Source organism: Pseudarthrobacter sp. NCCP-2145, assembly GCF_023708005.1.
In the GTDB taxonomy this organism is placed as follows: domain Bacteria; phylum Actinomycetota; class Actinomycetes; order Actinomycetales; family Micrococcaceae; genus Arthrobacter; species Arthrobacter oxydans.
Genome location: NZ_BRCG01000002.1, coordinates 277,339 through 295,515, shown reverse-complemented (window position 1 = coordinate 295,515; position 18,177 = coordinate 277,339). Strand labels below are relative to the sequence as shown.

Annotated in this window: 13 protein-coding genes and 1 pseudogene; 6 read left to right on the top strand and 8 right to left on the bottom strand. The window is 67.7% G+C overall.

Annotated features, from left to right (window positions below; translation table 11 throughout):
• Window positions 1–20 precede the first annotated feature (20 nt).
• From NFU08_RS02835 to NFU08_RS02820, 4 genes are all read right to left on the bottom strand, one after another.
• Window positions 21–1,292 carry an MFS transporter gene (locus NFU08_RS02835; RefSeq protein WP_251420603.1) on the bottom strand — a complete coding sequence of 424 codons (1,272 nt, stop codon included), beginning with the start codon at window positions 1,290–1,292 and terminating at the stop codon, window positions 21–23.
• Between the two features lie 51 nt (window positions 1,293–1,343).
• Window positions 1,344–1,721, bottom strand: coding sequence for a cyclophilin-like fold protein (locus tag NFU08_RS02830; protein WP_251420601.1), 378 nt, complete (start codon window positions 1,719–1,721; stop codon window positions 1,344–1,346).
• Window positions 1,722–2,048: 327 nt separating this feature from the next.
• Window positions 2,049–2,945 (bottom strand): helix-turn-helix transcriptional regulator, encoded by an 897-nt coding sequence (locus NFU08_RS02825; RefSeq protein WP_251420599.1) that lies wholly within the window; start codon window positions 2,943–2,945, stop codon window positions 2,049–2,051.
• A gap of 75 nt (window positions 2,946–3,020) precedes the next feature.
• Entirely contained in the window at window positions 3,021–4,100 is a 1,080-nt protein-coding gene (locus tag NFU08_RS02820) for an alpha/beta hydrolase (protein WP_251420597.1), read from the bottom strand.
• 264 nt (window positions 4,101–4,364) lie between these two features.
• On the opposite strand from NFU08_RS02820, the gene NFU08_RS02815 reads away from it, so the two are divergent.
• Window positions 4,365–4,838, top strand: a complete 474-nt coding sequence (locus tag NFU08_RS02815) for a GNAT family N-acetyltransferase (protein WP_251420647.1) — start codon at window positions 4,365–4,367, stop codon at window positions 4,836–4,838.
• A gap of 309 nt (window positions 4,839–5,147) precedes the next feature.
• On the opposite strand, the pseudogene NFU08_RS02810 reads toward NFU08_RS02815, so the two are convergent.
• Window positions 5,148–5,597, bottom strand: a pseudogene (locus NFU08_RS02810) (DUF222 domain-containing protein); the annotation flags it as partial.
• Between the two features lie 118 nt (window positions 5,598–5,715).
• On the opposite strand from NFU08_RS02810, the gene NFU08_RS02805 reads away from it, so the two are divergent.
• Both NFU08_RS02805 and NFU08_RS02800 read left to right on the top strand, forming a co-directional pair.
• Entirely contained in the window at window positions 5,716–6,273 is a 558-nt protein-coding gene (locus tag NFU08_RS02805; protein ID WP_251420595.1) for a hypothetical protein, read from the top strand.
• Window positions 6,270–9,152: an ATP-binding cassette domain-containing protein gene (locus NFU08_RS02800; protein ID WP_251420593.1), complete on the top strand. Its 2,883-nt coding sequence runs from the start codon at window positions 6,270–6,272 to the stop codon at window positions 9,150–9,152. The genes NFU08_RS02805 and NFU08_RS02800 overlap by 4 nt, the downstream gene beginning before the upstream one ends.
• Window positions 9,153–9,248: 96 nt before the next feature.
• On the opposite strand, the gene NFU08_RS02795 is transcribed toward NFU08_RS02800, so the two are convergent.
• Together NFU08_RS02795 and NFU08_RS02790 are read right to left on the bottom strand one after the other, a co-directional pair.
• Window positions 9,249–12,128 carry an FAD-binding and (Fe-S)-binding domain-containing protein gene (locus NFU08_RS02795; protein WP_251420590.1) on the bottom strand — a complete coding sequence of 960 codons (2,880 nt, stop codon included), beginning with the start codon at window positions 12,126–12,128 and terminating at the stop codon, window positions 9,249–9,251.
• 1 nt (window position 12,129) lies between these two features.
• Window positions 12,130–13,854 (bottom strand): L-lactate permease, encoded by a 1,725-nt coding sequence (locus tag NFU08_RS02790; RefSeq protein ID WP_251420588.1) that lies wholly within the window; start codon window positions 13,852–13,854, stop codon window positions 12,130–12,132.
• Between the two features lie 139 nt (window positions 13,855–13,993).
• On the opposite strand from NFU08_RS02790, the gene NFU08_RS02785 reads away from it, so the two are divergent.
• Window positions 13,994–14,686 (top strand): GntR family transcriptional regulator, encoded by a 693-nt coding sequence (locus NFU08_RS02785; RefSeq protein ID WP_120692522.1) that lies wholly within the window; start codon window positions 13,994–13,996, stop codon window positions 14,684–14,686.
• Between the two features lie 183 nt (window positions 14,687–14,869).
• A complete protein-coding gene (locus NFU08_RS02780) occupies window positions 14,870–15,694 on the top strand; it encodes an alpha/beta fold hydrolase (RefSeq protein WP_251420586.1) in 825 nt (274 codons plus the stop codon).
• 23 nt (window positions 15,695–15,717) lie between these two features.
• Here the strand turns inward: NFU08_RS02780 and NFU08_RS02775 are convergent, their stop codons facing one another.
• Window positions 15,718–16,950 carry a trans-acting enoyl reductase family protein gene (locus tag NFU08_RS02775; RefSeq protein ID WP_251420584.1) on the bottom strand — a complete coding sequence of 411 codons (1,233 nt, stop codon included), beginning with the start codon at window positions 16,948–16,950 and terminating at the stop codon, window positions 15,718–15,720.
• 147 nt (window positions 16,951–17,097) lie between these two features.
• On the opposite strand from NFU08_RS02775, the gene NFU08_RS02770 reads away from it, so the two are divergent.
• Complete coding sequence (locus tag NFU08_RS02770; protein WP_285835563.1) at window positions 17,098–18,156, top strand: Ldh family oxidoreductase; 1,059 nt, start codon at window positions 17,098–17,100, stop codon at window positions 18,154–18,156.
• Window positions 18,157–18,177: the final 21 nt, after the last annotated feature.

Here is an 18,177-nt window from a genome sequence, read left to right as displayed (position 1 = left end):
GGCTGGCGCCGCCTTGCTGGCTACCGGGGAAATGCCGTGCGGCGTCCGGCAACAGCGACGGCGAGCGCGACGGCGGCAAGTCCCACCAGCGCGGCCGGCAGGACCATCCCGTCGAAGGTGCTGATCACCACCGCGCCGGCCACACCCGCGGCGAAGATCGCAAGGTTGAACGCGACGCCGAGCATCGAGTTGGCGACGTCGGCATTGTCCCCGCTTGCAGCGCTGATGGCCGTCTGCAGCTGTGCTGCTGCGCCGCCGAAGGCGATCCCCCAGAGGACGATCGCTGCCAGGACTGCCACCACGGATGCGTGGCCAACAATGAAGATCACACCGGCCACCATGAAGCTCCCCAGGCTGAGCAGGACCAAACGTCGAAGGCCCTTGTCAATCACGGCACCGGTGATGGCGATCCCCACAATGGCGGCCGCACCGAACACCACGAGCGCGACGTCGACCGGGAGATCCAGGCTTGCCGCGCGGAGGTAGGAGCCAATGTAGGTGTACATCATGTTGTGCCCAAGCATCCAGCTGACGATGACGCCGAGGACAACCGCCACGCCCGGGATGGCCAGGACCCGCGCGAGGGGTACCCGTGTCCCGGCCCGTTGGCCGGGCGCGTCCGGGACCATGAAGAACGCCAGCAGCAAGGTGGCAACCGTGAGAAGCAAAAGTACGCCGAAGGACCAGCGCCAGTCGAAGGCCGCGCCGAGCCAGGAGCCGAAGGGCGTTCCCACTGCCAGGCCCACGGGGGTTCCAACCGACGCAACGGACAAGGCGCGGCCGGCATGGTGCGGCGCCGTGATACGCCGGGCGTAGCCGGCAGTCATCCCCCACAGCAGGCCGGAGAATGCACCGGCCAGGAGCCGCGCTCCCAGGGAGAGGACGATGTCCGTGGAGAATGCCGTGATGAGGTTCGCGGCCAGGAAGCCGAGGATCCCGGCGAGGAAAACAGGCTTCCGGCGCAGGCCCCGTGTCAACGCGACGGCGGGCATGGCCGCAAGGACTGTTCCCAGGGCGTAGGCACTGACAAACTGTCCCGCGGTCCCCTCGGTGATGTCCAGTCCCGAGGCGATCTGCGGCAGCAGGCCGGCGGGCATGGTCTCGGTGGAAATCAGGAGGAATCCCATCAAGGCCATGACCAGCAGGGCCGCCCAAGGAAAGCGCCCGGCCGGCACGGAAGGATCGCTTGCCGGGCCCAAATTCTTTGTTTCGTCAGTGATGCTGGTGTTTTCGGAGGGCAGGGCATCGATGGGCGCCTCGCGGGCGCCATCCTCAAGGGTTGCTCGGGTCAAAACGGTTCCGTTCTTTTGTGGAGAATGGTTGGAGCAGCCGTGTCATCCCGCTCAGTCAGCGGGAGCCAGCCTGGCGGTAAAACCGCTTGTTTGGTCCCGGATCGCCGCGAGGTCATCGAACGATCCGATCCGCACAATTCCGCGGGAGTATCCGACGCTCTCGTAATAGAGGACGAGGGCCTGGTCGGGCGCGTAGTAGCCGATCGTCAGTGGTTCTGCGCTGTCCCCGGCGGGCACGCCGTCGAGCGAAAGCGCCTCCGGCAGCTCTGCGATCTTTTCCTGGCCGCCGTAGTCCCTGAAGGAGAGCGTCAAGGGAAGCTGCTGGATCAGGGAGCGTGCAGTTGCGTTGCTGGACAAGGCACCTGTCACGGTCCCGCCGTCGATGTCGATGGTGATCGGAGTGGTTTCTGCTGCTGTTGCGGCGGACAATCCTTGCGACGGCGGGGACGACCCGGCCGCCGTCGAGGATGTTTCCTGCGGGGAGGTCGGCGGCTCAGTGATGGGGGCCGGTCCGTTTGGCGAAGTCTTGCACCCGGCCAGGGGTAATACGAGCGCGATGATCGCAGCCAGGGCCAATGCCTTCAGGTGCATGGGAGCTGATCCGTTCCAGTCAGAAAAGTTCGGTCCATTCCAGCCAAGCAGTTGCCAAGGCTGGGTGGGAGCCCCTGTTGTGAGGGGTACTGGGAGGGCCCCTACCGATACCGGTGACGATGACCGCCGTCGGCCAGTTCCCTCGTAGCTGGTGGGCGGCGCTCGTCAGCTCTCTGTCCGGGTCCGTCCAGGTTCAGCATGGACGGCATTCCCGTACTCGCTGGCCGCCCAGGAGGCGAGCAGCTGCATGCGCTCAGCCGACGGCGATCCGGGCTCTGCTGTGTAGATCGTGAGCGTCAGTCCCGGCTCGGCGGCCATCTCCAATCCCTCGAACGCCAGGGTCATCTCGCCCACGATGGGGTGGTTGAAGGTCTTGAACCCGGTGCCGTGATGACGGACGTTGTGCTCACCCCACAGCTTGCGGAACTCCTCGCTGCGGGTTCCCAGCTCACCGACGAGGTCATGGAGTTCTTTGTTGCGCGGATCCCGGCCAGCCTCCGTCCGCAGGATCGAAACAGTCACCTGCGCAAAGGCATCCCAATCCGGATAGAACCGGCGGGCCCGTTCATCCAGGAACGTGAACCGGGCGATGTTCGGTGGCTGGCCGGGCATGTCGTAGCAGTCCTTGTAGAACGCTCGCATCAGGGGGTTGCCGGCCAACAGATCCATCCGGCCGTTGCGGACGAACGCGGGACCGGCCGTGACCGCATCAAGGGCCCACTGCAGGCTCTGGTGCGGCACATAGGACTTCGAGCTCCGCCGCCGCGGCGGCCGCGCGGCCGGGCCCGCAGCTTGCGCAAGGTCGAACAGGTGCGCCCGCTCGGCGTCGTCCAGGCGCAAAGCCCTGGCGATGCTCTCCAGCACCTGGCCAGAGGCGCCGCTGATGGCCCCGCGCTCCAGGCGGGTGTAGTACTCAACGCTCAAACCGGCAAGGATTGCTACTTCGCTTCGCCGGAGACCCTTGACGCGCCGGTTCGCCCCGGCAGGTAAACCAGCCTGCTGGGGCGAAACCTGGGCACGCCGCGAAACGAGGAATTCGCGTACTTCAGCTCGGTTGTCCATGCTTTCCACGCTAGGCCAACCCCCGGGCAGGAGGGAGTCCCTTCCAGGGCCTCCCTCCGGAAGGCCCCTGCCTTCCTAGAGCTGGGTACGGAAGAAGTCCGTGAGCTTGTCGAAGGGGATCAGGCCGGTGCGGTCGTAAAGGTCCACGTGGCCGGCTCCGGGAACCCAGAAGAGTTCCTTGGGGCCGGTGGCGAGCCGGTACGCCTCTTCGCTGAACTCCCTCGAGTGCGCCTGGTCGCCGGCGATGAACAGCAGCGGCCGCGGGGCAATCAGGTCCAGGTCGTTGAACGGGTGGAAGTTCATGAACTTGGTGTTGGTGGCCAGGGCCGGGTGCGTGGTGGTGTTCGGGTGGTAGCCACGCGCGGTCCGGTAGAAGTCGTAGAACTCGCGGTCCACGGCAGTTGAGTCGGCCGTGAGCTCATCCGGTGTGCCGCCGGTGTACTCAATCGCGCCGCCGGCGAACTCGACGTCACGCTGGGCAGCAGCCTGCGCGATGAACGCCTTGCGCTGTTCCAGGGTTACCAATTTGTTCAGCCCGTCGCGGTTGGCGGCGCCCATGTCGTACATGCTCACCGTGGCGATCGCCTTGATCCGCGGATCGATCTTTGCCGCGCTGATCACGAAGCTGCCGCTGCCGCAGATCCCGATCGCCCCGACGCGTCCCTTGTCGACGAAAGCCTGCGCCCGCAGGTAGTCGACGGCGGCACTGAAGTCCTCGGCGTAGATGTCAGGCGAGACGGAGTTTCCGGGCTTGCCGGCGCTCTCACCCCAGAACGAGAGGTCGAAGGAGAGCGTCACGTAGCCCTGTTCCGCCATCTTGGTGGCGTAGAGGTTGGCGCTCTGTTCCTTCACCGCGCCCATGGGGTGGCCCACCACCAGTGCCGGGTGGGCGGTCCCCCGGTTCAGGTTGTTGGGGACAAAGAGGTTGCCCACCACCTTCATCTCGTACTTGTTCTTGAACGAGATCTTCTTCACCGTGACCTGGTCACTGGTGTAGAAGTTGTCGGCACCGTTGGAAGTGTCGCCCGGTTCCAGGTCCTTCCGGGAGGCGGGGGCAGCGAAAGCCGGCCCGGCTCCTGCCAGCCCTGCCGCGCTGGAGAGCCCGATGGCCGCCGCGCCTGCACCTGTCAGCTTGATGATGTTGCGGCGTGACACGCCGGGCTGGATTCCTTGGGTCGTAGGGTCCTGTGCGTTGCAGTCCGTGCTCATCGTCTTCATCCTCGTGATCGTCGGTTACGTATCCTGGTGGACTTCGTCGTCCTTTCGAGCAGACCACGGCGGAACGGCCCGCGGGAGTCCCTGCTAAGGCTGGTCCTGCCAGAGCCCCCTTGGGATACGATGCGAAAAGGTTCCTGCGGCGAACCGGCCTCGGATAGTGGCGTCATGAAGTCCGCAGCGTCAGCCGGTAAATTTGGCTCGGTGATTTCCATTGACCGGGACGACCCCTCACGCGGCGACGTCCATCAGCTCCTCAGCGAACACCTGGCGGACATGTTCGCCACCTCCCCGGCCGAAAGCGTCCATGCCCTGGACCACTCCGCCCTGTCCGCCCCGTCGATCTCGTTCTGGACGGCCCGTGAGGACGGCGGGCTGCTGGGGTGCGGCGCACTCAAACTTCTTGAAGCTAGTCCCGGATCACCGATGCACGGCGAGATCAAGTCGATGCGCACTGCGGCAAGCGCCCGGGGACGCGGCGTGGCCACCCTGATGCTCCGCCATATCCTCGACGACGCCCGCGCCCGGAACCTCGAGCGCGTCTACCTTGAGACTGGCACCGAGGACTACTTCGCCCCCGCGCGCCGGCTGTACGCCCGCAACGGCTTCACGGAATGCCCGCCGTTCGCCAGCTACGTCCTGGACCCCAACAGCGTCTTCATGGAGCTCCGCCTGTAGGACCTGCTCCAGCGGACACAGCGGACACAGCGCGGGGTGCCAGGCGGCGCTGCTTAGGCAGGCGAAGAGCGCGGAGGTTCCCGGTCCGGGTGCTCGGCTGGGTAGTACCGGCGGGACCGGCCCCAGCCCGTCGATCTCGGCCGGTTCGTCGGTAATGCCGAGGAAGGAGAGGACCGGAACGGTCACCAGGACATCAGCCTTGGGGGAAGGCACGTCTCCAACGTCCTGGTTCGCGCTGCCCAGCAGCAGCCCTGCCGCAATGTCGGCGCCCAACTGGCTGAGATTGCGGGGTTCCCGCGGGCCCTGCAGGCCGCGGGCCAGTGCCGTCGACTTGTTCCAGACGGCCAAGGCCGTGTCGCCGGGAAGATAGAGCGACAACCAGGCCATGCCGTCCCGGTCCGGACTGAACTCCGCTCGGCGGTCCGCCACGCTCTTCGCATGGCGTTCCTCGAGCGACTCAGGGTGGTGGCGTTCACGCCAGGCCCGGAGCTTCCGCCGGAACCGGGCGGGCACCAGCTCTCCGGGCGCGGCGCCGCGGCCCGCGTCCGGGCCGAAGAAGTGGGCCTCCAGGGCGGAGACTGCTGCGGGAGTGAGGCCGGCTGTCTCATCCACCACGGTGCGTGCGTGCTGCCAGCCGATGGCGCCGGTTTGCAGCGCATCGAGTGCCGCCGGCAAGGACGTGGCCAGCGCGTGGGATTCTCCCAGCAGGGCGGCTGCGGCGCGTTCGCCGATGGTGAGCGCGCATGCGACTTGTGCCACCTAACCTCCCGCGGTCGTCCGCTGGCGTCAAGAGGCGCGCCTGCCCCCTGCCTGAAGCCCAGCGTCACAAAACGCGGCCGCCTCCGGATCAGGCCAGGCAACGCCCTACCCTTAACCTGTGACTTTGACTAAAATGCGCACCGCCGCCGCGAGCTCCCTCGCCGCTGCCGGTCTCCTGTTGTCCCTCGCCGCCTGTTCCGCGCCGGCCACCACCCAGCCAACCACCTCCGCACCGTCGCCTTCGGCCGCGTCGTCATCCACCGCCGCCGACGCTCCCTGCGACGGCGTGAAGGTCATCGTCGACTCGGGCGCCCTGAAGCAGGAAGCCGCCGACACCTCAGTGTGCGTGCCCGTGGACGGGCCCACGGTCGCTGCCGAGATCCTCGAAGAGGCAGACGTGGAGACCGAGGGCACCACGCAGTACCCCAACGAACTGGTGTGCCGGGTCAACGGTGTGCCCGCCGCGGACTTCGACATCACGCACAAGGAGGGCACGTACCGCGAAGAATGCCAGGGCATGCCCGCCGCCTTCGCCTATTGGGCACTCTGGGTCAAGCCGGCCGCCGGTGACTGGGCCTACGCCCAGGAGGGCCTCGCCACCCTGAAGGTGAGCCCGGGCGAGAGCCTGGAACTGCTCTTCACGGTCGACGGCGAACCGGCCGCCCCCGCGGCATGACCTTCCGGCCCGCGCCATTACGCGCCGCGGCGGCCCTCGCCGTCGTCTTCATCGTGGCGCGGGTCGTCTACCGCATCCTTTTCAACGGGGCGGGCATCGGCGAGCCGGTCCTGCTCGACCTGCCGGCCATGCGCCTGCCTGCCCCGTACGCCCACGTGGTTTTCCTCGGCCCGGTCAGCGGACCCGGGCTGTGGGCGGCGGTCCTGTCCGCCCTGCCGATTGCCGCGATGTTCCTCGGTTTCGGCCTGCTCAACGCGTTTGTGGACGTGGCCCGCGGCTTCGTCCACCTGGCCCGCCGCGGCCCCATGCAGGGCATCGGGCGGATGCTGGTGGTGGCCTGGGCGGCGCTCCCCGCACTGTCCGACGCCGTCACCTCCGTCCGCCTGGCGTTCCGGCTGCGGGGCGAACGCTTCGGGCCTCGCGCCCTGGTGCCCGTCCTCGAGCGCACCCTTGAGCACGCAGGCAGGGTTGCCGCGGCCCTGGAGCTGCGCGGCTTCGGGAGCCGGGCAGGGCACCGTCCCGGGAACGACGACGGCGGCCCGCTTCAGGTGCGCGACGCCCAGTTCCGCATCGGCGACGCGCAGGTCGAAGTCCCGGACTTCGCGCCGCGGCCCGGGTCCATCACGGTGATCACCGGGCCCACCGGCTCCGGCAAGTCCACCATCCTGCGCGGCATCGCCGGGCTCCTCTCGCACGTGGACGGCGGAGACATCTCCGGCACCGTGCGCGTTTCCGGATTGGACCGCGCCGCCACGCCGCCGCGCGATACCGCCCAAGCCGTCGGCGTCGTCCTGCAGAATCCCCGCGCCGCCTTCGCCACCACCAAGGTCCGGGACGAAATCTCCCTGGCCCTTGAGCTGCGCGGCGTGGCGTCCGGGGCTGCCAAGGCCCGGGTGCTGGAGGTGGCGGAGCGCATCGGCGTGGCGGCACTCCTGGACCGGAACGTCAGCACCCTGTCCGCGGGCGAGGCAACACTCGTGGCCATCGCCGCCGCTACGGTGGAAAATCCGGCCCTGCTCCTGGTGGACGAGCCCCTGGCCGACCTCGACACCACAGCCCGCAGGCACGTCATCGCAGTGCTCAACACCCTGGCCCGAGACGCCGGCGTCTGTGTCATCGTGGCGGAGCACCGGGCGTCAGCGCTCGTCCCGGTTGCCGACTCCTGGTGGACCGTCGAGGGCGGCACCTTGATCCCAACCGCAGGGGTCCCGGCGTCGTCCACCTCGGCATCGGTCGAAGGCCGCCAGCTCCCTTCTCAGCCAGCCGGCCCCGCCCCGGTGCTGACGGCGACTAACCTCGCCGTCCACCGCAAGGGCAACACCCTGGTGCGCGACGCGTCCCTGACCCTGCACCGCGGTGAGGTGGTGGCGCTGGTGGGCCCGAACGGTGCCGGGAAGTCGTCCCTCCTGGTGGCGCTGGCCCTGCGTGAGGGCAGCGGCGGTCTACGGGCTGGTGGCGAAAGCGGAGGCGTGGTGGCAACGCTCGACGGCGGCCGGGTCGCCCTGGTGCCGGACGCCTCGGACGACCTCTTCACCAGGGATACGGTGGCGGGCGAGCTGCGCGCGGCCGAGCGTCGCCTTGCGCGCCGAAAGAACGGCGGACAGCCCGCGCCCGGCTTTGCGGCGTCGCGCCTGGCCCGGCTGCGGGGCAGCGCCACGGTCCCCATCGGACATGAGCACCCCCGGGACCTCTCTGCCGGCGAGCGCCGGATCCTTGCCATCGCGCTGCAGACCATGGACGATCCCCAGGTCCTCCTGATCGATGAGCCCACCCGCGGACTCGACCCTGCGGCGCGCACAGCCGTCGCGGCGGCTTTGACAGCCGCGGCGGACTCCGGCGCGGCGGTCCTGGTCGCCACCCACGACCACGACTTCGCCCACAGCCTCGGCGCCCGTATCCTGCCGATGCGTGACGGCGTCGCGCCCTCCTCCGAAGCGGCACCGGCCGAAGAACCCGAGCCGCTCCTCGCGCTCCCCCGGCACGCAGCAACCGGACCGGAACCGAAGACCATCGAACCAGGATCCCCCGCAGCGGAACGAAAGCGCCGCGTCCGCATGCCGCGCGGCGTCGAGCTCGCCGTCCTCGCAGCAGCGAACCTCCTGGCCCTTGCTGCCTTCTGCTGGCCGCTGCTCGCCGCGGCACTTCCCCAGGACGCAGCCGCCGCCCTCCCCTACGCGGCGCTGGCCATCGCGCCGCTCGCCGTCGTCGCCATCATTGTGTCCCTGGACGGCTCGGTCCGCTCGGCGCACACCGTGGCGCTCCTCGGCGTCCTGGCAGCGGTGGGATCGGCGGTGCGGGTGGCAAGCACCGGCGTCGGGGGCGTGGAGGCTGTGTTTATCCTGCTGATCCTGGCCGGCCGGGCGTTCGGTGCCCGGTTCGGCATGCTGCTCGGCGCCGCCACCATTGCCCTTTCAAGTGCCCTGTGGGGCGGGATCGGGCCGTGGACCCCGTTCCAGATCTTCGCCTGCGCGTGGGTGGGCGCCGGCGCCGGGCTGCTCCCCCGCCGGGTCCGCGGCAAGGCGGAACTGTGGATGCTGTGCGGCTACGGCATTGTGGCGTCCTACCTGTTCGGCCTGCTGACCAACCTGTGGTTCTGGCCGTTCGCCGTGGGCGCCGGAACCGGCATCTCCTACGTGCCCGGCGCGCCGCTGGGCACCAACCTGAGCAGCTTCCTGCTGTACTCGCTGGTGACGTCGACGGCGGGCTGGGACACCCTGCGCGCCGTCACCACCATCATCGGCATCGCCGTGGTGGGACGTGCCATCCTCGCCGCGCTGCGGCGGGTGAAGCCGGTCTCCAGCGCGGGTGGAGGCGCCGGCGGGCACGCCCCGCGGGCTTCATCCACCCAGGCCGGGGACCGGCTGCACCTTAGGGTCTGAGCACACCGCCGGGACCCCACCCTCGCGCTGCGGGAAACTCAGGGCGCTGTTCGCGGACCTCAAGGTCGGGGCGGTTCCTCCCGCCCAGAAGCCCTCCTATGCACCCGTCGAGCTGCGAAATTCAGGGATCGTTACAACGCCTTCCCCGGGCCGCGTCACTTCCTCCAGCAGCTCCAGCACGTGCCGGTACTCAGCCCCGGTTGCCCTGGTCATCCCCAGCTCACAGGTGCGGTTGCAGGACGCATGGGCTGACGCGCCCAGCTCCGCGACCTCCTCCCCCTGCTTCCGGGTTGCGGACTCGGTAAGCTCGGGGTGGAGCATGCCGCGGTCCCCCGCGAAGGCACAGCAGCCCCAGTTCACGGGGACATCCACCTTCTCGGCCACAGCACCGGCCACAGCACCCAGGGACGTGTTGATCCCCAGACGCGTGGACGAGCAGGTGGGGTGCAGTGCCAGCGAATCCAGCTTCTTGTGGTCGGGGAGCATGGGCAGGATGCGTTCGGCCGCGAAGTCCACCGCATCCACAATCCGCAGCGGACGCTGCCCCAGCAAGGGAACATCCGATTCCACGGCCTGGCGAAGGCCCTCCGTGCAGGACGACGCGTCGCAGATGATGGCCAGTTCGCCGTCCCGGGTGGCTTCCCGCAGCGCGGCCAGGGTCTTCTCCTGCATGGTCGCCTGGCCGGCCACCATGCCCTTGGAGGACCAGGGGGTGCCGCAGCACAGGCCATCGATGCCCTGCGGCACCAGCAGGGTGATCCCGGCCCGTTCGCACAGCTGCTCGAAGCTGTACTGGACGCCCGGCCCGGGCGTGCCGGACTGATCCGCACCGGCGGGCCCGAACATGGTGCCCACGCACGCGGGGAAGTAGACGGCGTCCGGTGCCCGGTCCGGCGTCGGACGTTTCCGCACGGAACCGCCGCCCGGCAGCTCGGCCGAGTACAGCGGGACGGTGTCGGTGCCCAGGACGGCCCTGGCTGCCTTGTTTGGCGGGACCAGCGCGGCGGCCGGCAACTTGTTGACCACGGTGAGCGCGAGCGAAGCGCCGCGGGTCACCCCTTCCCAGTGCTTGGCAGCCGCGTTCCAGGCGCCGTTGGCCACGGACCCGGCGTCGGATCGCCTGATCCGCTTGACCAGGAGCCCCGTGTTGATGTCCACAGGACAGGCCGTCTGGCACATACCATCCACCGCGCAGGTCTGCACGGACTCGTAGTCGTAGTCCTTCTCCAGCTGTTCCACGAGTGCCGTGTCCCCGGCCAGACGCGCGGCCTCGATGGCACGCAGGGTGACGATGCGCTGCCGCGGCGTAAGGGTGAGGTCCTTGCTGGGACACACCGGCTCGCAGTAGCCGCAGGAGACACAGCGGTCCACCTCTTCGGCCACGGGTGGCGCCGTTTTGATGTGCCGGAGGTGCGCCTCGGGATCGTCGTCCAGGATGACGCCGGGGTTGAGGATCCCGCGCGGATCGAACAGCTCCTTGATCCTGAGCATCACGCCATACAGCTCATTCCCGTACTGCCGCCGCACATAGGGCGCCATCACCCGTCCAGTGCCGTGCTCGGCTTTGAGTGAGCCGCCCTCCCCCAGCACCAGGTCCACCATGTCCTCGGTGAACGAGCTGTACCTGTCCAGCTCCTCCGCTGTGCTGAACCCGTCCGTGAGCATGAAGTGGACGTTCCCGTCTTTGGCGTGGCCGAAGATCACGCTGTTGCTGTAGCTGTACTTGTCGAACAGCCCGATGAGTTCCTGGCAGGTGCGGCCGAGCACGGGAACCGGGACCACGATGTCCTCCAGCAGAGCGGTGGTCCCCTGCGGCCGGGCTCCCGCCACCGAGGCGTACAGGCCCTTGCGCAGGTGCCAGAGCCCCGCCCGTGCTTTGGCGTCACCCGTGAAGTGGGCTTCGGCGGACAGGCTCAGCTCCTTGAGGATGCTTTCACCGCCCTGCTGCAGTTCCGCGAGCCGGTCCTGCCCTTCGGCCGAGTATTCAACCAGCAGGGCAGCGTGGTCCCGCACCACCAGGTCACGCACGACGGCGGGAGTCCCCTTCAGCGTCTGGCCCACCTTGAGGGACAGCGCGTCCATGAGCTCCACCGTGGCTGCGCCGGTTTCCACCAGCGCGGGCAGGGCGGAGTTGGCCGCCCGCAGGTCCGGGAAGACGAGCAGCCCGGTGGCGGCGTGCTGCAGCCGCGGGATGGTGCGGAAGACGGCCTCGGCCACGAAGCCCAGGGTTCCCTCGCTGCCGACGATCAGGTGGGCCATGATGTCCACCGGGCTGCTGAAGTCCAGCAGCGTGTTGAGGCCGTAGCCCATGGTGTTCTTCATGGCGAACTGCTGCCGGATCCTGCGCACGGACTCACTGTTTCCGCGCACCCGCTCCGCCAGCTGGGCCAAACCCTGGTAAAGCTCCGGCTCCAGCGCGCGCAGCTTGGTGTCCGCGTCCGGGGCGCCGGTGTCAATGACTGTCCCGGACGGAAGCACTACGGTGAGGGACTCGAGCGTACGGTAGGCGTTGTCCACGGTGCCGCAGTTCATGCCGGACGAGTTGTTCGCCACCACACCGCCGATGGTGCACGCGGCCTCGCTGGCCGGATCGGGCCCGAACTTCCGGCCGTAGGGTGCCAGCCGGGCATTCAGCGCCCGCACCGTGACGCCGGGCTGCACCCGGACGCGCGCACCGCCGTCGAGCACTTCGACGTCCCGGAAATTGCGCCGCACGTCCACCAGCACGCCGTCGGTGACGGCCTGTCCGCTGAGGCTGGTTCCACCGGAGCGGAACGTGAGCGGGACGCCCTGGGCGGCACTCGCGCGGAGCAGCCCGCCCACGTCGGCTGCGCTTCCGGCGGTGACCACGGCCTGCGGGATCAGCAGGAAGTGGGAGGCGTCGTGGGCGTTTGCGTGCAGGTCGATGGCCCGGGTTTTGACGTGGGCGGGATCGGCGACGGCGGAGCGGAGGGCTGCGAGGTCCAGAGGTGCCATATCAGGGAACCATCCAGCCGAGGACGGGCGTTGACTGCAGGAAGATCAGGACCGTGATGAGGGCGAGGAGGCCCAGGCTCCAGCCGATGAGCTTGCGGAACAGGGTTCCCTCGGCACCGTCAAGCCCCACCGCAGCCGAGGCCACGGCCAGGTTCTGCAGGGACAACATCTTGCCCATCACGCCGGCGGAGGAGTTGGACGCAGCCATCAGCACGGGTGAAAGTCCGGTCTGCTCCGCTGCGGTGGCCTGCATCTGCCCGAACAACGAGTTGGAGGAGGTGTCCGAGCCGGTGAGTGCCACGCCGATCCAGCCGATCAGCGGCGAGAGCAGGGCGAAGAAGCCGCCGGCGGAGGCCAGGGCGAAGCCCAAAGTGGTGGTCTGGCCGGACAGGTTCATCACGAAAGAGAGGCCCAGCACGGCGGTGACGGTGACGATGGTCCAGCGCAGCTGCACCACGGTGTCGCGGTAGATGCGCAGGCCCTGGGATGCACTGATTTTGTAGAGCAGCATGGTAAGCAGGCCGGAGAACAGCAGCAGGGTGCCGGTGGCCTTGAGGTGGTCAAGCTTGAACTTGGTGGCCGCCACCGGCTTGCCGGCCGAGTCCGTGATGTCCAGGCCGGGCCAGGCGAACGTGACGCTGCCAACCTGGGTCAGCCAGGCCTTGACGGCAGGGATCTGGGCCACGGAAAACACCGCAATGATGATCAGGTAGGGCGCGATCGCCATCCAGATCTGGCGCGGCCCGGGCCGCGAGTTGTCCGTGGGGATGGCGGGGTCTGCAGGCAGGGCGCTGCCGCCGCTGCCGCGTGCCGTCGTCGTACCTTCCTGTGCCGCGGAGCCGCCCGTTCCGCCGGCGCTGACGACGGCGGGGACCGCCGCAGCCTCCACGGCACCGCCCATGCCCACGGTTTCCTTCGGCTGCCAGACCTTCAGCATGAGCAGGACCGCGGCCACGGTGACGACGGCGGCGACGACGTCCGTGAGTTCCACGGCGAAGTAGTTGGAGGTGACGAACTGGGCCAGGCCGAAGGCGGCGCCTGCCACCAGTGCCACGGGCCAGGTCTGCTTGACGCCGCGGCGGCCGTCCACGATGAACACCAGCAGCAGCGGGACGATCAGGGCGATGAACGGCGTCTGGCGTCCGGCCATGGCGGACAGCTCATTCAGGGGCAGGCCGGTGACGCCGTTGAGGGCAATGATGGGTGCGGCCATGGCGCCGAACGCCACGGGAGCGGTGTTGGCCAGCAGCGAGACAATTGCGGACTTCAGGGGTTTCATGCCGGCGGCCATCAGCATGGCGGCGGAAATTGCCACGGGTGCGCCGAAGCCGGCCAGCGACTCAAGCAGCGCACCGAAGCAGAAGGCGATGAGGATGGCCAGGATCCGGAGGTCGTTGGAGATGGAACGGATGGTGCGCCCCAGAACCTCGAACCACGGCGTGGCCACGGTGAGCCGGTAGATCCAGAGCGCGTTCACCAGGATCCACAGGATGGGGAACAGCCCGTAGAAGATGCCGGCCGCCGTGGCGCTCAGGGCCTGGTTGACCGGCATCTGCCAGCCGACGACGGCCAGCACCAGTGACAGGGCCAGGCCGGCCAGGGCGGCGAAAGGTGCTTTGACCTTGAAGACGCCAAGGAGGACGAAAAGCAGGACGAGGGGAAGTGCCGCGCAAAGGGCTGAAATCACGAGGGACCCGGCGAGGGGGTCGAGGATCTGCTGAAACATGTGTCTCCAGATTGTGTTAGGCGTCACAACACCGTGGCGCCCTTCGATTGTCTAACAAGTACACATGTTGGTCAAGTATCGATGTTGTTCTGTCTGGCAAGATGAAGTACGTCGGAAAGAACCTTGGGAGGGAACGCACGTGCCCGGTCGCATTGCAGCAGTCTCCATCGTGGAGGCGATCGCCGCAGATCTGCGGAGCCGCGTCTTCTCCGGTGAGCTCGGTTCCGGGGAGGCGCTCACCGAGACGGACGTCGCTTCCACCTACGAGGTGGCCCGCCCCACCGCCAAAGCCTCCATTGAAAAGCTCGTGGCCGAAGGGCTGCTGGACAGGGGAACGCACAAGACGGCACGCGTGGTGGATCTGGGACCGGAGTCGGTCCGGGACATCTACCTGGCCAGGGCCTACCTGGAAAGCGAAGTGCTCCGCCGGCTTGCCTCCGGCCGGACCGTTCCGGCCGGAGCCGTGCAGGCGAACAAGGACATTGCCGCAGTGAAGAGCGGAGCGCCGCTGGACGTGGTGGAACCGGACATGAGGTTCCACACCAGCCTGATCGATGCTGTGGGCAATACGCGCATCAGCAAGATGTACCGGTCGCTCGTTGGGGAAGTCCGCCTGTGCATGTCCCGTGTACAGTCGCTGCACCTCCTCGACACCGCCCTGATCCAGGCGGAGCACCAGAGGCTGCTGGAACTGATTGAGGAAGGCCGGGGCGACGAGGCCGCCGGCCTGCTCGACGTCCATTTGGGGCGCGCCCGTGAACGGCTGGTCGCTGCAATGGGTGGCGAGGCCGGACCTGAAGCCCAGTTGCCGTCCGACCTGGTAGCCGAGTAACGAGCGAGGCTATGTCCCAAGTACTCATGCGCTGGATGAGTCGGGGAGCCGCGTAAGCCGCGGCGCATGCAAGTAGCTGAACGGACGTCGCTTTGAAGGTCATAGTGGGAGGATCGCTAGGATTCGCTATTTCCCGTCGATAGTCTGGGACAGGACGCCACCCGACGGAGGGTCAGTGAGAACGTGATGGAAGCAGTTGCCGCCGTCATCGGCCGGAACAACGTCACCATATCCGGCCGGGATGATGGGCCTGTCATGATGTTTGCCCACGGCTTCGGCTGCGACCAGGCTATGTGGCGGAAGCTGCTGCCCTATTTCGTTGACGATTACCGGCTGGTGCTTTTTGACCATGTTGGTGCGGGACACTCCGACATCAGCGCCTACGACTGGGAGAAGTACGGGACCCTGAACGGGTACGCGTCGGACCTGCTGGAGATTTGCGCCGCCCTTGACCTTGAGGACGTCATCCTGGTGGGCCACAGTGTCAGCACCATGATCGCCGTGATCGCCGCCGTGCAGGATCCCAGCCGCTTCTCCCACCTGGTGCTGCTTGCTCCTTCGCCCCGTCATACGGATGACCCGTACGACGGCTACGTGGGCGGCTTTTCGCGGGAAGACATCGAGGGCCTGCTGGCAGCGCTGGACAGCGACTACTTCGCCTGGGCCGCGGCCTTGGCCCCCATGGTGATGGGCAACCCGCAGGAGCCTGAACTCGCAGAGGACCTGCGCGTCAGCTTCTGCCGGACAAATCCGACCATCGCACGGCACTTCGCGGGGGTAACTTTCTTCTCCGACACCCGCCCTGAACTGAAAAAGGTGCGCACCAGCTGCCTGATTCTGCAGTGCTCCGACGATCGGCTTGCCCCGCCGGAAGTGGGCGCCTACCTGCACAAGAATCTGGAACACAGCACCCTGGCTCAGCTCCAGGCCACCGGGCACTGCCCCCACGTCAGTGCCCCGGAGGAAACAGCCCGGGCGATTCTGCACTACCTCGACACCCACTCCTGACAGGTGACCTGCAGGACCCGGGTTCAGGCGAGTTTGCTTACCGCGTACGTGTGGCCGGCCGCGCGGAGTCGCTCTATGAGCACGTTGCCGAGTGCGGTGGCCGGTGTCAGCGACCCTTTCGCGGTTGGCAGCCTGTCACCGTCGAGGGCAAGAGCGAGTGCTGTCTCCCCTGCCATCACGGCGGTGGCGGCATAGCCGGGATCACCGGGGCCAGCAGCAATCGCCTGGTAACGCTGGCCGTCCTCGGTGCGGGCGGTCACCTGGGAGTGGAACCAGCCCGCGCGCTGCATGCTGGTGCTCGGACCCGCACCCGGTGCCGGAAGAAAGCGGTCGAGCACCTTCCGGGTTGGCGGAAATGCCATCGCGCCCGAGAATGCCCGGAGCCCGAAGGTCAACGCCCTGGCGAGGACCGCTCCCGCCGGTCCGGGGGCCACCCCCATCACCTCGCCGTATTGCAGGGCTCGGCCGTAGGCCCAGCCCTGCAATGCGTTGCTGCGGCGCACAATCCGGGTGTTGAACGGGGCCATCACGAAAGGCGCGGTCCAGGTGCCGTCATCGGAACGGCGCACAGGCCCGGCGTCAGGAGGCTGTGGTGTCGTCGGCTCCCGCGTGCGGTCGGGGCTCAGGGCGTAGGGGTCCGCGGCTAATGACCTCAGGGCGGTGCTCGATCGCATCGCATCGAGCTGCCCGCGCATCGATTCCAGCGTGCCTCCGCTGATGCCGGCCCTGGCCCTCGCAACGAGTTGGACCTCGGCTAAACCGCCCGCGCCATCGGCTTCTGCCGCCTGGTGAAGCAGCAGGACGGCGAGGTCGGACGGCACGGAGTCGTAGCCGCAGGAGTGCACGATCCGTGCCCCGGTCGTCCTGGCCAGGGCGTCGTAGCGATCGATCGCCTCCCGGATGAAGGACACCTCACCGGCGAGGTCGGCGTAGTGGGTACCGGCCCGGGCACACGCCTCGACGACGGGCAGTCCGTGTTTCGCGTAGGGACCGACGGCGGTGCAGAGCACGCGGGTGTTCGCAGCCAGGGCGGCGAGAGAGTCCGCTTCCCCCGAGTCGGCTTCGATGAGGGCCCACCCGTGCGCCACGGCCGGCAACTCGGACCGAAGCGCCTCGAGCCTGGACGTGGACCGGCCAGCGAGCCCAACCCGCATACCGGCCGGTGCATGCTCGGCGACATAGGCGGCGATCAGTCTGCCAACGAAACCTGTTGCTCCGTAGATAACGAGGTCATGTTCCCGGGATGAGATGTCCATAACTGCAGCCTTTCACAGCGGCATCCGCAGGCTGGCCCACGGCTCCGTGCTGGTTCCCTGAATCGGCTTAACCCTCCGGCACCACTTGTGGTCTGCCACACAATGCATATAGGATTCTAAAGATTCCTATATGAAGGGCGTTCGACGATGAGTACCCAGCAACTCTTCCCACAGCGGGATCTTGTTCACTTGGCCACTGAAGCGTTGGCAGCCCGCGGTGTTCCGCACACGGATGCGGACCTCACGGCCCGCTCCCTTGTGCAGGCGGATCAGCGCGGCATCTACTCCCACGGACTGCTGCGCCTCCCCTTGTATTGTGAGGCGCTGCGGCTCGGAGGGATTAATCCACGGCCCAGCCTGAAGTTCTCGAAAGATGAAGGCAGCGTGGCAGTACTCGACGCCGATGCCGCGCTGGGGCAGGTGGCAATGCAAGCTGCTGTGGAACGGATTATCAGCGTCGGTCGCGTGCAGGGCATCGCCGCCGTCGCCGTTCACAACAGCAGCCATTTCGGGGCCGGCGCCTTCTGGAGCGATCTGCTGGCCGAGGCGGGCTTTATGTCCTTTATTACCTCCTCGACCGGACCGGTAGTCGCACCTCACGGGGGAACCACGAAAGTCCTCGGTACAAACCCACTGACACTCGGTGCTCCGAGCTCTTCAGGGTGGCCGCTTACCGCTGATCTGGCGACCAGTAACGGCGCCTACGGCAAGGTGATCGCTGCGAAGAACGAAGGCACCCAGCTCCCGGAGGGCTGGGCCGTTGACGCCCACGGAAACCCAACCACCGACCCTTTCGAAGCTGAAAAGGGATCGATGATCCCCTTCGGCGGACACAAGGGCTCAGCAGTTGCCGTCCTGCTCGAAGCCTTCGCAGCGTCCCTGACGGACGCAACCTATGCTTTTGAAACCATCGACATCTGGTCCAATCCAGCATCCCGCATGAACAACGGCCATCTGGTCATCGGCCTTGATACTGCCGCCTTCGCGGGAAGCGCCCATACGGCATCGCGCGTGGCAACACTGCAGGACCGCGTGCGTTCCTCGGGTCCGGGCGGCCAGCCTGTCGCTGCACCCGGAGACCCGGAGCGGCGTCGCCAAGCAGACGCCGCGGACGCCGTCCCCTTGCCGGCATCCACCATCAGCCAACTGGACCGCCTGGCCAAGGAACTGTCCCTTTCCCCTCTCAAATCCCACTCAACGATCTAACGACCAACCCGTTTTTCGGAA